Origin of the sequence: Micromonospora sp. CA-248260 (assembly GCF_050942205.1) — a bacterium.
Taxonomy (GTDB): domain Bacteria; phylum Actinomycetota; class Actinomycetes; order Mycobacteriales; family Micromonosporaceae; genus Micromonospora; species Micromonospora antibiotica.
The window spans coordinates 7,190,361-7,203,955 of the sequence record NZ_CP192021.1 but is presented as its reverse complement, the minus strand read 5'-3'; the positions used below and the strand labels follow the sequence as shown (position 1 = coordinate 7,203,955).

Sequence of the window (13,595 nt, the reverse complement as noted above, 5' to 3'; positions counted from 1 at the left end):
CTCAGCCGAGCAGCGGGAACCAGCCGGCTGCCTCGCCCAGCGCCACCCGGTCCCGGTCGGTCAACGGCTCCCGACCGGTGGCCTTGCCCAGGTAGGTCAGGTCGTCCCAGTCGGCGGGCCGGACGGCGTCGTCGCTGAGCAGGCCGTCCATGGTGGTGACCGCGACCTCGACGGCCAGCGGACCGGGCGGCGGCCCCTCGGGCAGGTGGTGCACCAGATCGAGGTGGTGTACGACGGCCTCGGTGGTCAGCGTGGCCAGGAAGTCGGGCACCCGCAGCACGTGCCCCTGGGTGGTGACGTGCCCCTGCGGGTCGGCGGCACCCGCCGCGCGGACGACAGCCGGTGCGGTGTCCGCCCAGATCCGGACCACGCCGGTGGGCCGGTCGAAGGCGGCGGCCGAGCGGCGGACCCACCACGCGTGCCGGGCTGCGGCGTCGGGGTCGTCACCTGCCGGGAAGGACCGCCAGTAGCTGACGTCGTCGGTGTCGGCCGGCCCGTCGGCGGGGCTGGCCAGGGTGACCAGGGCGCGTCGGGCGTCGCCGAGCAGGTGGAAGAGCAGGTCGGCGACGACCCAGCCGCGACACCGGGTGGATCGTTGCAGCGCCGCGTCGTCGAGGTCGGTGACCACCCGGGTGATCCCGTCGTAGACCTGCGCCAACGCGGTGTGCTGCCGGACGAACGTCATGCCGTGCAGCGTCGCACGAGCGGCGTGCCCCGGCACGGCGGTTGACGGGCCACCCGGCAGTGCCACCCGGCGGGACCGGGCCGGGCACGGGAGGTCCCGGCCCGGTCGTCGTCGGGATCGCTCAGCCGAACATCTCGTCGAGGAAACCCTTGTGCTTCTTGCGCTTGTAGTGGCCGTGGTAGCCGTGGTGCTGCTGCGGGTGACCGTAACCACCGTGGGTGCCGTACGCGGGCTGCGGCGGGTAACCCGGCGGGGGCGGGGGCGGCGGCACGGCACCGTAACCCGGCTGGTGGCTCGGGGCGGGTGGCGGCGGAGGCGGCGGTGGGTATCCGCCGGGCGTCTGGACGTGCTGCTGACCGGGGACGGACCCCGGCTGACCGGGCGCGGGCGCACCGCGCTGCTGGTTCCAGTTCGCCTCGGCCTCGAACAGCTTTTCGAGTTCGCCACGGTCCAGGAAGATCCCCCGGCACTCGCCGCACTGGTCGATGACGACTCCGCTGCGCTCGTACTGGCGCATTTCTCCGCGACACTTGGGACAGGTGAGCTGCATCGCTCGACGGTACCCGGTCGGCGCAGTATTCAGGCGGTGGCGATCAGCGCCCCGGTCACCTCGTCGTCGTCGACCTCGTGGAAGTCGTCGTAGTAGGCGCTGACCGCCCCGAAGTCGGCGGGACGCCGGGCGCAGACCACCTCGTCCGCCTCGGCGGTGAGCATCTCGTACGCCTGCTGTGCGCCGACCGGCACGGCGACGACGACCCGTCGGGCACCGAGTCGCCGGGCGACCTGTACGGCGGCGCGGGCGGTCGCGCCGGTGGCCAGCCCGTCGTCGACGATCAGGGCGGTGCGTCCGGTCAGGTCGAGCGGGGGGCGACCGGATCGGTAGCGGGCCTCCCGACGGTCGAGTTCGGCCTGTTCGCGGCGTTGCACGTCGCTGCCGTCGGCCGGGTCGAGCCGGGCGGCGACCTGGTCGTTGAGGACCCGGACCCCGCCGGGGCCGAGCGCGCCGAAGGCCACCTCGGGGGCCCAGGGCAGGCCGAGCTTGCGGACCACCAGCACGTCGAGTGGCGCGCCGAGCCGGTCGGCGACCACCCGGGCCACCGGCACCCCACCACGGACCAGGCCCAGCACGACGACATCGGGTTGGCCGGCCAGGGCGGTGAGCCGCTCGGCGAGTCGCCGGCCGGCGTCCTCCCGATCGCGATAGCTGCTCATGCTCTCAGGTTTACGCCCTGCGGGCGGGGCGTGCCGGGGACTCGGCGGAACCGGGGTCCGGTGGGTGGTCAGGGCGGGTGCCCAGCTCAGCAGGGCGATGGGGTAGAGCAGGTAGCCGAAGCGGGTGGTGGGCATCAGCAGGATCGCGGCGAGCAGGCCGTACCCGCAGATCAGCGTGGTGGTGGCGGCGCCGCGCGGTGGGCGGCGGACGAGCCGGACGGCGATCGCGGCACCGGCGGCGACGAGCAGCGCGGCGGCGACGAGCCGACCACCGGGCAGGGCGGTGGCGATCAGGTGGCCGGGGAAGGGGGACTGGGCGGGGCTGGTGACCTGGCCGTGGCCCAGCGGGAAGCGGAACACGTTCTCCACCAGCGCGTCCCGGTCGACCAGCAGGGCGGGGAGCAGGGCGAGGGCGGGTAGGCCGAGCGCACCGACGGCGACCCGCAGCCCGGCCCGCCGGGTGGTCCCCCAGAAGATCAGGGCCAGCGCGACCGGCCAGGCGAAGAGTTTCAACGCGCCGGCCAGCCCGACCGCCACCCCGGCCCCGCCGGGCCGTCCGGCGGCGGCGAGGGCCAGGGCCAGCAGGCAGAGCGCGAGTACGGGCAGGTCGTCGCCGCCGGTGGCCAGGGTGAGCGCGCAGATCGGCAGGACGGTCGCCGCCTGCACGCCGCGCAGCACCGCCGCCGCCCCGACCCAGCCCTCGTCGGCCCGGCCTCCGCCGGGTCTGGCGGACCGTCGCACGGCGACCACGGCGAGCGCCAGTGCGGCGGCGGTGACCAGCGCGAACCAGACGCGGGAGTCGGTCCACCAGGCGTCGGCGGCAGCCCGGGGCAGCCCGAACAACGCCATCCCCGGCTGGTACGGGGTGTAGCCGAGCAGCCGTTCGTCGGCGGGCAACGCGGCGATGGCGTCCGGCCCGAGGTAGGGGGTGCCGTGCTCGGCGAGCCGGATGCCGGCCTGTTCGACGACCACCACCTCCTCCTGGGCCCGGTCGGTCCGCCCGGCGGCCCGCTGCCCGGCCTGCACGAGCAGCGGGAGCAGGGCGGTGCCGACCCAGGCGAGGCCGGTGACGATCGCGCGGGCGGTGGTGCCGGCCAGCCCGGGGCGGTGGCGTCGCAGCAGGACCTGGGCGGCGACCAGGAGGGTCGCGGCGAGGTAGCCGACGGCGGCGACGCTCCCCCAGGCCCGGTGCGGTGCCAGGGTGGAGGTGGCGGCGGTGACGGCGGCAAAGGCTGCGGAGACGGTGTAGAGGCCGAGGTCGAGGGCGAGTCCGTCGGCTGCGGTGTCGACGGTCCGCCAGCGGCGGGCGGCGCGGTCGGCGACGGTCACGCCGGCAAGTGTGGCAGACCGGTCGCGCGGTTCCGGGCGGGCTGGCGGCGGCCGGGGGTGCTGAGGCGGATGACCGCGCCGGTGTCGTGCAGCGGGGTGGCGAGGGTGCCGGGCCGGCCGCCGGAGCCGCGTTGGAGGGCGGCGAGGAGCGCGCCGGCCGGCAGTGGGCGGGCGAACAGGTGCCCCTGGCCGGCGGCGCAGCCGAGTGACCACAGGGCGCGGCGTTGCGGTTCGCTCTCCACGCCCTCGGCGACGACCGCGAGGTCGAGGCTGCGGCCGAGGTCGAGGGTGGAGCGGATGACGGCCGCCGCCTCCGCGGAACTCTCCATCGCGGTGACGAAGCTGCGGTCGATCTTCAGCTCGTGGACCGGGATGCGGGAGAGCAGGGAGAGGGAGGAGTAACCGGTGCCGAAGTCGTCCAGGGCGAGCCGGATGCCGGAGTCGCGCAGCCGGCTCAGCACCCGGTCGACCACGTCGAGTTGGCTGAGGGTGAGCGTCTCGGTCAGCTCCAGGACCAACCGGTCGGGGGGGAAGTCGTGGGCCTGGAGGCGGGCCAGCACCGCGCTGGGGAATCGGGCGTCGAGCAGGCTGCGGGGGGAGACGTTGACCGAGACCGGGAGGTCGAAGCCGGCCGTACGCCAGGTGACGGCGGCGACGAGTGCCTGGTCGAGGATGGCCTCGGCGAACGCGGGGAGCATGCCGGAGCGTTCCACCGCCTCGATGAAGCGCAGCGGGTCGATCACCCCGTGCCGGGGGTGGTGCCAGCGGGCGAGGGCCTCGGCTCCGGTCACCTCGCCGGTGCCGAGGTCGACGAGCGGTTGGAAGTTGACGGTGAACTCGTGGTCGGCCACCGCGCGGGGCAGTTCACCGCCGAGGGTGAGCCGGCGCAGGTCGGCGGTGTCCCGGGTCGGGGCGTACGTGGCGATCCGCTGGCCGGCCCTTTTGGCCTGGTACATGGCGACGTCGGCGCGGCGCAGCAGCTCCGGCATGCCGCCGGTGGCGGGGGCCGCCGCGATGCCGCCGCTGGCCTCCACGCTGATCCGCATGCCGTCCACGTCGAGCGGTTCGTGCAGGGCACCGAGCAGGGTCTCGGCCCGGTGGGCGGCGATGGCGGGGGCGGGCAGGTTGCGCATCAGCACGGCGAACTCGTCCCCACCGAGGCGGGCGACCAGGTCCTCGTCGCGGGCGGCGGCGCGCAGCCGGTCGGCGACCTGCATCAGCACCTGGTCACCGGCGGCGTGGCCGAGGGTGTCGTTGACCTCCTTGAAGTGGTTGAGGTCGATCAGGACGAGGGCGGTCACCCCCTCGGCGTGCCGGGTGCCGAGCTGCTCGGTGCCCCGGTCGAGCAGTTGCCGGCGGTTGGCCAGGCCGGTGAGCGCGTCGTGGCTGGCGGCGTGGGCGTGTTCGGCGGCGACCCGGGCCAGTTCGGCGTACGCCTGGGCGTTGCGGACGGCGGTGCACAGGGCGGAGGCGAAGGTGCGCAGGGTGTACTGCTCGCGTTCGTTGAGGCGTACCGGGCCACGGAACCGGAGTCGGAGCATCCCGACGTCGGCCGTCCGGTCGTGGCCTTCGAGCCGGGCGGGCAGGACGGTGCCCTCGATGTCGCTGGGGGTGCCGGCGGGGCCGTCGTAGGTGATGGTGCCGCTGGCCCCCCGTACGGTGCGGCCGGCGTCGCGCAGCTCGATCTCGACCTCGTCGGCGGAGAAGAGCTCGGTGGCCTGGGTGACGGCGGTGGTGAGGACCTTGTCCAGGTCGACCACGTTGAGCGCGTCGGTGGTGCGGGCGAGGCGCTGCCAGGCCTGCTGCTCGGTGCGGGACTTGACCTGGTTGGAGTAGAGCAGGTGGAGGCTGAGCACCAGGGGCGGCACGGCCAGCAGGAGCCGGGGGTCGGCCTGGAGGATGACCAGGGTGACGGCGATGAGGACGAACCGGGCCAGCACGCTGGTCAGGCGGAGCCCGAGGTCGTCCCAGAACAGTCTGCGCAGCGCGGTGCCGGTGGCCATCGCGATGACCGGCAGGGTGAGCAGTTCGTCGAGGACGACCGCGACGAGGTAGGCGAGCCCGATCATGCCGATGACGTGTCGGAGGTCGGTGTCCTGTGGTGACCAGCCGAGGGTGTGCAGGGCGATGCCACCGCCGGCCGCCAGCAGCATGCTCTTGGCGATGCCGAAGGCGGTCTTGAGGGGTGAGGGCTTCATGGAGAGCAGGGCGATCGCGACGCCCGTGCCGGTGGTCAGCACGACCAGGGGTGCGGGGGCGACGGCCAGGCCGAGGACGATCGCGGTCTCGCTCCACGATATTGCGTGGACCGTTGCCCGAATTCGAATTCGCCAGTTGATCCGGACGCCGAGTGCGGCCATGAAGGCCAGGGCGATGGATCGGGTGAGGTCGCCGCCGGTGAGGTGCAGGTGGGCCAGTTGGTACAGGGCGACGGCCGCTGCTGCGGTGGCCACCACGCAGACGAGGCCGACGTGCAGCGTCAGCTGCCGCTCGGCCTCCGTCTTGCCTTCGTCCGGTCGTGCCATCGTGTCCTCGACAACCACTCCGTGTCGCTGAGCAGAGGCCAAGGCTACGTGGGGTCACGCCGCCACCACAATCGTTCAGAGCCACTCGTGTGCGGACATCGCTTTCGCCTCCCCTGGTCGCCGTGTCCAACCTTCCGGTCGGGATCTGACAGGGGACAGCCTAAGGGCGGTTAGGACGATTTTGGAGGTATAAATGTAACTATGAGCGATAGGTGAGAATTGAGTGCAGGTTGGTGACTTTCCGTTTCCACGGGGAAACGGAGTGCTGAGTGCTCCCGACCGTTCTCGTTAACGCTAGATAATGGTGCAGCGGCGGGGTTTGCGACATCGGGTGAGGGTCGCTGGTTGGAGCAACTGTGCGGTGACCGGCGGGTGAGTGCGACGGATCACCCGATTGCGGAACGCAGCGTAGTCGTGTGGGCGCGCTGGTGCCAGTGCCGACGAAGTGGCCCGGTGGCGATTCGCGGTCGCGACGCGACGTTGGGTTTCTCGTCCGTGACGACGAGGTGTCCGATCTCTCGGGCGATGACGTTTCCCGCTCTCCCGCCGACCCGAGAACGTATTAGTGGCGACCGATGAAATCGACGGTGAACTATCGATCACGAATCATCCCGTACGGCGTCGACCCGCTTGATCCCCACCGCCCGGGGTGAATGGGACGTACCCCCCGGTCGGACCCGGCCGCTAGGCTCGCGGACGTGACCGATCCCGCGCAGCTCAGCCACGTCGACGCCGCGGGCGCGGCCCGCATGGTCGACGTCTCCGCCAAGCCGGTGTCCGGCCGGGTCGCCGTGGCCGCCGGCCGGCTGCACACCACCGCCGAGGTGGTGGACCTGCTGCGCCGCGACGGGCTGCCCAAGGGTGACGCGCTGGCCGTCGGCCGGCTCGCCGGCATCATGGGCGCCAAACGCACCCCCGACCTGATCCCGCTCTGCCACCCGATCGCCCTGCACGGCGTCGACGTCGACCTGCGCCTCACCGACGACACCGTCGAGATCACCGCCACCGCCCGCACCGCCGACCGGACCGGGGTGGAGATGGAGGCGCTGACCGCGGTCGCCGTCGCCGGGCTGGCCCTGATCGACATGGTCAAGGCGGTCGACCCGGCCGCCACCGTGGACGCCGTCCGGGTGCTGCGCAAGACCGGCGGCAAGACCGGCGAGTGGGTCCGCCCCCAGGACCGGCCGTGATCCGGGCCCGGGTGATCGTGGCGTCCAACCGGGCCGCCGCCGGGGTGTACGCCGACACCAGCGGCCCGCTGCTCGTCACCGGCCTGCGCGAGCTGGGCTGCCAGGTCGACGAACCGGTGGTGGTGCCCGACGGTGAACCGGTCGGCGAGGCACTGCGCGCCGCCCACACCGACGGGATCGACGTGGTGCTGACCAGCGGCGGCACCGGCATCACCCCCACCGACCGGACCCCGGAGGTGACCCGGGCGCTGCTCGACCACGAGATCCCCGGCATCGCCGAGGCGATCCGCGCGTACAGCCGGGACCGGGTGCCCACCTCGGCGCTGTCCCGGGGGTTGGCCGGGGTGCTGGGCCGGATGCTGGTGGTCAACCTGCCCGGCTCGCGGGGCGGTGCGAAGGACGGTCTGGCCGTGCTGGGCCCGATCCTCGCCCACGCGGTCGACCAGTTGCGCGGCGGCGACCACTGACCGCACGGCCGCCCCGGCGGCGATAGGCTCGCGGGGGTGAACGCGGAGCCCCGCGTCCCGTCCGAACGGAGGCCCCCGGTGAGCACGGAAACCGCCGCCACCGCGGCCCAGGTCGCCGCGCCGCCGCCGGCCGGATGGGAGGAGGCCCGCTCCCGGGTCTACGCGGTCGGCCTGGCCGCCGCCCTGCCCGCCGTCAACCGGGCGCTGGCCGACGCCGACGGGCACACCCTGGCCGAACCGTTGACCACCCGGACCGACCTGCCGGCCTTCCCCACCTCCAGCGTCGACGGCTGGGCGGTGCGCGGCACCGGCCCGTGGGACGTCGTGGGGCGGGTACTCGCCGGGCACACCCCGGCCGGGTTGACCGCCGACGGCACCACCGTCGAGATCGCCACCGGCGCGATGGTCCCCGCCGGCACGACCGCCATCCTGCGCATCGAGGACTCGGGTCGTACCCCGGACGGGCGGGTGACCGGCACGCCGCGCCCGAACCCGGAGTGGCGGGAGCCGGGCGAGGAGGCGGTGGCCGGTGAGGAGCTGCTGCCGGCCGGCACCCCGGTCGACCCCGCGCTGATCGGGCTGGCCGCCTCCTGCGGGCACGACCAGCTCCGGGTCCGCCGTCAGCCCCGGGCCGCGCTGCTCGTCTTCGGCGACGAACTGCTCACCGCCGGCCCGCCCGGGTCGGGCCGGGTCCGCGACGCGCTCGGTCCCGCCGTGCCGTCCTGGTTGCGCCGCTACGGCTGCCAGGTGCGGCCCTCCGACGTGGTCGGTCCGGTGGCGGACACCCTGCCCGCCCACGTGGCCGCCCTGCGCGGGGCGCTGGCCGTGGCCGACCTGGTCTGCACCACCGGCGGCACCATGCACGGCCCGGTCGACCACCTGCACCCCACGTTGGAGGCGCTCGGCGCCGACCACGTGGTCAACACCGTCGCCGTCCGGCCCGGCTTCCCGATGCTGCTGGCCCGGCTGGTCGACGACGACGGACGGGTCCGTTTCGTGGCCGGGTTGCCCGGCAATCCGCAGTCCGCGATCGTCGCCCTGGTGTCGCTGGTCGCGCCGCTGCTCGCCGGGCTCCAGGGCCGGGTGCTGCCGGCACTGCCGTACGCCACCCTCGCCGGGCCGGTGCCCGGCCGGGGCGACTACACCCACCTGGCCCTGGTCCGGCTGGACCGGGCCGCCGGCACCGCCCACCCGGTCCGGCACGTCGGCTCGGCGATGCTGCGAGGGCTGGCCGGCGCGGACGGGTTCGCGGTGATCCGGCCGGGCACCTCCGGCGAGGTCGGGGCCCGGGTGCCCGTCGTACCGCTGCCGTTGCTGCCCGGGGAGCGCACGTGGTGACGGCCGACCCCACCACGGCCCTGCTCGCGGTCACCGACCAGCCGCTGGACCTGGCCGCGCACGAGGCGGCGGTCGCCGACCGCCGGGCCGGCGCGGTCGTCTCCTTCCAGGGCGTGGTCCGCGACCACGACCACGGCCGACCGGTCACCCTGCTGGAGTACGAGGGCCACCCGAGCGCCGTCGATACGCTGCGCGCGGTGGCCGCCGAGATCGCCGCCGACCCCGACGTCTACGCGGTGGCCGTGTCGCACCGCATCGGTCGGCTCGACATCGGGGACGTGGCGCTGGTGGCGGCGGTCAGCACGGCACACCGGGCGGCGGCCTTCGCGGCCTGCGCCCGGCTGGTCGACGAGGTGAAGGCGCGGCTGCCGATCTGGAAACGGCAGGTCTTCGCCGACGGCACCGAGGAGTGGGTCAACTGCCCCTGACCGTGGCGTCGTGCCCCACCGGGCCGGCCAGGGTCGGCCGACCGTGGTGGCGCGGGCCGGGCGGGGTCAGCGGCGACCGGCCGTGGTGACACGGGCCGACCGGTCGGGATAGAAAGCGGGCTCGGCACCGGGCCGCCACGGCAGGGCGGCGACCAGCACGATCAGCGCCAACGCGAGCGAGTTCTCCATAAGCGCGCCGAACAGGCCGTTCTGGTAGTGGGACACCTCGGGCAGCTTGTGCTCGTACGGCCAGATCGGCGAGATCACGAAGAGCAGGTACAACCCGAGCGCCGCGACCCCGTGCCGCAACCCGGTCAGCGTCGGGTACCAGATCGGCGGGCGCAGCCCACTCACCCCGGGTGGCCCGCCGAACGACTGCGGGCCGGTACGCACCGACAGCCCCCGACTCGCCTCACGGCGGCGTACGGCGGCGTCGGCGAGCACGACGATCGCCGGGATGACCCAGACCAGGTGGTGCGACCAGGAGATCGGGCTGATCACGTTGGCGGTCAGCCCGACCAGGGTGAACGCGGTCAGCTCGTCGCCGTCGGCGCGGGCGTTGGCGGCCCGGGACAACCCGACGGCCAGGATCAGCACCGAGAACGCCAACCAGAGCAGACCGGGCGTCTCGATCGAGTCGTAGAGCCGGGCCAGCAGGCCGGCCAGCGACTGGTTGGGCGTCATGTCGGCGGCCCCGACCCGCTCGGTCTGCCACAGCACCCCGCCGAAGTAGGCCCGCGACTCGGTGCCGACCAGCGCGAAGCTGCCCAGGGTGACGCCGATGATGGTGCCGACGGCGGTGGCGGCGACCCGCCACTGCCGGGTGACCAGCAGGTAGACGATGAACAGCGCCGGGGTGAGCTTGACGGCGGTGGCCAGGCCGATGCCCATGCCCGCCCAGGACCCGCTGTAGAGCAGCCGCAGGAACGGGCCGTCGGTGCCGCGTCCGTGGGTGCCCCGCCGGGAACGCCAGCGCAGACCCACCAGGTCCGCCATGATCAACGCGAACAGGAGCAGGTTGACCTGCCCGTACCCCAGGGTCTCCCGGACCGGTTCGAGGGCGGTGGCCATCGGGGTGGCGATGGCCACGGAGTACCAGAGCGGCCAGCCGAGCCGGTCGACGATCGGGCGCAGCAGCGCGGCGAGGATCACCGCCAGCGCGGCGATGCTGCCGGCCGCGTTGATCCAGCCGGCCGCCTCGATCGGCAGCATCGCCATCGGCAGCATGGCCAGCGCGGCGAAGGGCGGGTAGGTGAAACCCAGCGTGGTGGTGGGCGCGATGAACTCGTACAACTCGTGCCCGCTCGCCCACCACACCACCGCGCCGTGGTAGATCTTCATGTCGAAGAAGTTGTACGGCCGCCCGAAAGCACCGATGGCGAGCCATGCGGCATAGGCGACGGCGGCCACGATGCCGACCCGTACGACTGTCCTACGATCGATCCCACGCGTTGCGCGACGGACTGGGGCGAGGCGGTCCGCCCGTCTACCGACGGTCGTCGGCATGGCGTGGCCACCCCCATACCAAGGTCGTCCTACCCGTCCAGGTCCGGTAGGGAGCCTAGAACGGCGCCTCACGTTGCTGCCTCCCGCGTTATCCGACCGTGTCCGATCCCACACCAGTTTTTGACATTTCCACCGCGTTAACGGGTGTCGGGTGGTTCAGGTAATTCGCGGCCTTACGGGGGGTGGTGGCCGAATCGATGCAGGTCAGCCGGGAAGCCGGCGGGCGGCGGCGGCCGACCGGACGGCGATCCGGGCCTCCCGCCGGGCGGTGCGCACCGCACGACCGACCGACCGTCGAGAGTGGCCGATGCGGTGACCGGCCCGCCAGCGCAGGCCCGGCCTGCCCTCGGTGTCGGCTGCGGCGAGCAGCAGACCACCGAAGAGCCCGAGGTTCTTCAGGAAGTGCACCTGGTTGTTGCTCCGCGTCGTCGGATCGTCGTTGTCCCAGAACGGGTGACCGGCGGCGGTGGTGGGCACCAGGGTGCCGGCCAGGACCAGTGCGGCCGGCCGGGTGAACTTCCCGGTGGCCAGCATCAGGCCGGCGGCGAGCTGCACGGCGGCGTTGGCGCGGATCAGCGTCTCGGGGTCCGTGGGGAACTGCGGCGCGGCCCGCTGGACCAGCGGAGCGACCCGGTCGGTGACCGGCCGGGCAGCCGTCACGAGCCGCTGGGGGTGTTGGAAGTTGCGGGCGCCGCTGACCACGAAGATGCCGCTCAACATGACACGGGCGAGGGAGCGCACGGGTTTCATTGCTCAGTCATACCCCGTTTGGACCCCTGCTATCCGGGCAACGGCCGATCCGGAGCGCTCTGCGTGCCGTCGCCCGAAGCGGGTCGCGCCGCTGCTCCCGGGACCGCGCCGTGCCGGTCGGCGCGATGACACGCCACGCCGAACTGGGCGACCGTCGCTGATGGACCTGCCACGACCGGTAACGTCGCGCCGGTGACGACCCTGCGGTTGCGTCCCGAGGGCCCGGCCGACGCCGGCCCGATCCGTCGGGTGCTGGCTGCCGCCTTCGCCCGCCCCGACCGCACCACCCCCGGTGAGGTCGCGCTCGTCGACGAGCTGCGCGGCAGTGCGGCGTGGCTGCCGGAACTGGCGATGGTCGCCGAGTACGGCGGCGAGGTGGTCGGGTACGCGCTGCTCACCCGGGTCCGGGTCGAGGCCGACCGGGAACGCGCCCCGGCGCTGGTACTCGGGCCGGTGGCGGTGGCCCCGCACCGGCAACGGGTCGGGCACGGCACGGCGGTGGTGCAGGCCGCGCTGGAGGCCGCCACCGAGCTGGGCGAGCGGCTGGTGGTGGTCCTCGGCGACCCGGCGTACTACCGGCGGTTCGGCTTCACCCGGGCCGACCGGATGGGGCTGGTCAGCCCCTGGTCGGGGCTGGGAGAGCCGTGGCAGGCGCTGGTGCTGCCGCCGGAGACCAGCGACGCGCCACCACCCCCGCGCGGCGAGGTGGTCTTCCCACCCCCCTGGTCCCGGGTCTGACCCCGTGGCCGGTGCCGGCCGTCCGGCGGGTCCGGTCGCCCCGTGGCCGGTGCCGATCAGGCCGGCTGGGTACGCAGGTAGCGGCCGAAGTGCGGGACGGTGAAGGCGACCGTGCCGCGTTCCCCCGAATAGATCAGACCCTTCTTGATCAGCGCGTCCCGGGCCGGGGAGAGGCTCGCCGGCTTGCGGCCCAGCGCACGGGCGATCTCGGCGGTCGGCACGGCGGCGTCCATGTCGTCCCGACCACCGCCGTCAGCCTCGCCCGCCACCTGGGACAGGGTCGCCATCGCCCGCATGTACTCGCGTTCGGCAGGGGTGGCCCGCTCGAACCGGGAACCGAAGAAACCGACCGCCAGCTCCGCCTCCGCCTCCGGGGCGGCGACCCGGACGTCCGCGTCGGTGATCGGGGAGCGGGGCGCATGGTCCCAGGTCGCCTTCCCGTACGCCTGGACGAAGTACGGGTAGCCGCCGGACGACTCGTAGAGCAGGTCGAGGGCCTTCTGCTCGTACTCCACCTGTTCCCGCCCGGCCGGCGCGCACAGTGCCTGGTCGGCGGCGATCCGGTCCAGCCGGTCGATCCGCAGGTAACGGAAGAGCCGCTCCGAGTACGACTTGGCGGCGCTGAGCACCGCCGGCAGGTGCGGCAGGCCCGCGCCGACCACGATCAAGGGTGCGCCGAGCTGGGACAACTCGTGGCAGGCCGCACAGAGCGCCGACACGTCCTCCGCACCGAGATCCTGCATCTCGTCGATGAAGACGGCGATACCGGTGCCCACGTCCCCGGCGACCGCCGCCGCGTCGGTGAGCAACTCCACCAGGTCGATCTCGATGTCCCCGGAGTCGGCCCGGCCGCTGCTGGCCGGCACGTCGATGCCGGGCTGCCACCGGTCACGCAACCGGGGGGCCGCACCGGCCCGCCCGGTGGTCGGTGCGCTGCGCTGCGCAAACGCCTTGAGTACGCCGAGGAAGGCGTCGATCCGCTCCGGTGCCCGGTGCCGGGGGGCGAGTTCGCGGACCGCCATGTGCAGCGCGGCGGCGATCGGTCGACGCAGCGACTGCTCCGGTCGGGCCTCGATCTTGCCGGTGCCCCAGAGCTGGTTGATCGCCTGGGAGCGCAGGGTGTTGAGCAGGACGGTCTTGCCGACGCCGCGCAGGCCGGTGAGCATCAGGCTGCGCTCGGGGCGTCCCCGGGCGATCCGTTCCAGCACCACGTCGAAGACGTCCAGCTCCCGCCCCCGCCCGGCGAGCTCGGGCGGGCGCTGACCGGCGCCCGGGGCGTACGGGTTGCGGACCGGATCCACGCATCGCACAGTATCGGGCGGTCTAGCCTGCGGACTAGAGATGCGTAGACGGGGCTACCGGCGTGTCGCCCACCGGGTCCGGGCAGGTCCCGTGGTGGAGGCGACGGGGGTGCCGGCGACCCTCTC

Annotated in this window: 12 protein-coding genes and 1 pseudogene; 5 read left to right on the top strand and 8 right to left on the bottom strand. The window is 73.7% G+C overall.

Annotated elements, in window-relative coordinates:
- Position 1 precedes the first annotated feature (1 nt).
- The 5 genes and pseudogenes from ACQP2H_RS31430 to ACQP2H_RS31410 form a co-directional block, all read right to left on the bottom strand.
- Entirely contained in the window at positions 2–685 is a 684-nt protein-coding gene (locus tag ACQP2H_RS31430) for a maleylpyruvate isomerase N-terminal domain-containing protein (protein ID WP_433230228.1), read from the bottom strand.
- Between the two features lie 121 nt (positions 686–806).
- Positions 807–1,235, bottom strand: coding sequence for a zf-TFIIB domain-containing protein (locus tag ACQP2H_RS31425; RefSeq protein WP_433230225.1), 429 nt, complete (start codon positions 1,233–1,235; stop codon positions 807–809).
- 29 nt (positions 1,236–1,264) lie between these two features.
- Entirely contained in the window at positions 1,265–1,897 is a 633-nt protein-coding gene (locus tag ACQP2H_RS31420) for a phosphoribosyltransferase (protein WP_433233755.1), read from the bottom strand.
- A gap of 30 nt (positions 1,898–1,927) precedes the next feature.
- Positions 1,928–3,226 (bottom strand): annotated as a pseudogene (locus ACQP2H_RS31415) (glycosyltransferase 87 family protein); the annotation flags it as partial.
- Positions 3,223–5,751, bottom strand: coding sequence for a putative bifunctional diguanylate cyclase/phosphodiesterase (locus tag ACQP2H_RS31410; RefSeq protein WP_219465350.1), 2,529 nt, complete (start codon positions 5,749–5,751; stop codon positions 3,223–3,225). The pseudogene ACQP2H_RS31415 and the gene ACQP2H_RS31410, both read right to left, overlap by 4 nt.
- Positions 5,752–6,449: 698 nt before the next feature.
- On the opposite strand from ACQP2H_RS31410, the gene moaC reads away from it, so the two are divergent.
- From moaC to ACQP2H_RS31390, 4 genes are all read left to right on the top strand, one after another.
- Complete coding sequence (moaC, locus tag ACQP2H_RS31405; protein ID WP_208565140.1) at positions 6,450–6,941, top strand: cyclic pyranopterin monophosphate synthase MoaC; 492 nt, start codon at positions 6,450–6,452, stop codon at positions 6,939–6,941.
- A complete protein-coding gene (locus ACQP2H_RS31400) occupies positions 6,938–7,408 on the top strand; it encodes a MogA/MoaB family molybdenum cofactor biosynthesis protein (protein ID WP_219465348.1) in 471 nt (156 codons plus the stop codon). Before moaC ends, ACQP2H_RS31400 begins: the two co-directional genes overlap by 4 nt.
- Before the next feature lie 78 nt (positions 7,409–7,486).
- The gene (locus ACQP2H_RS31395; protein ID WP_208565138.1) at positions 7,487–8,746 is read left to right on the top strand and encodes a molybdopterin molybdotransferase MoeA; all 1,260 of its coding nucleotides are present in this window, start codon (positions 7,487–7,489) and stop codon (positions 8,744–8,746) included.
- Entirely contained in the window at positions 8,743–9,174 is a 432-nt protein-coding gene (locus ACQP2H_RS31390; protein ID WP_219465347.1) for a molybdenum cofactor biosynthesis protein MoaE, read from the top strand. The genes ACQP2H_RS31395 and ACQP2H_RS31390 overlap by 4 nt, the downstream gene beginning before the upstream one ends.
- A 66-nt stretch (positions 9,175–9,240) precedes the next feature.
- On the opposite strand, the gene ACQP2H_RS31385 is transcribed toward ACQP2H_RS31390, so the two are convergent.
- Positions 9,241–10,680, bottom strand: a complete 1,440-nt coding sequence (locus tag ACQP2H_RS31385) for a glycosyltransferase 87 family protein (protein WP_219465345.1) — start codon at positions 10,678–10,680, stop codon at positions 9,241–9,243.
- Positions 10,681–10,884: 204 nt separating this feature from the next.
- Complete coding sequence (locus ACQP2H_RS31380) at positions 10,885–11,430, bottom strand: DoxX family protein (protein ID WP_433230219.1); 546 nt, start codon at positions 11,428–11,430, stop codon at positions 10,885–10,887.
- Between the two features lie 192 nt (positions 11,431–11,622).
- Here ACQP2H_RS31380 and ACQP2H_RS31375 point away from each other — a divergent pair, with 192 nt between their 5' ends.
- The gene (locus ACQP2H_RS31375; RefSeq protein ID WP_208565135.1) at positions 11,623–12,168 is read left to right on the top strand and encodes a GNAT family N-acetyltransferase; all 546 of its coding nucleotides are present in this window, start codon (positions 11,623–11,625) and stop codon (positions 12,166–12,168) included.
- Positions 12,169–12,224: 56 nt separating this feature from the next.
- Here ACQP2H_RS31375 and ACQP2H_RS31370 read toward each other — a convergent pair whose 3' ends face one another.
- Positions 12,225–13,469, bottom strand: a complete 1,245-nt coding sequence (locus ACQP2H_RS31370; protein WP_219465342.1) for an ATP-binding protein — start codon at positions 13,467–13,469, stop codon at positions 12,225–12,227.
- Between the last annotated feature and the right edge of the window lie 126 nt (positions 13,470–13,595).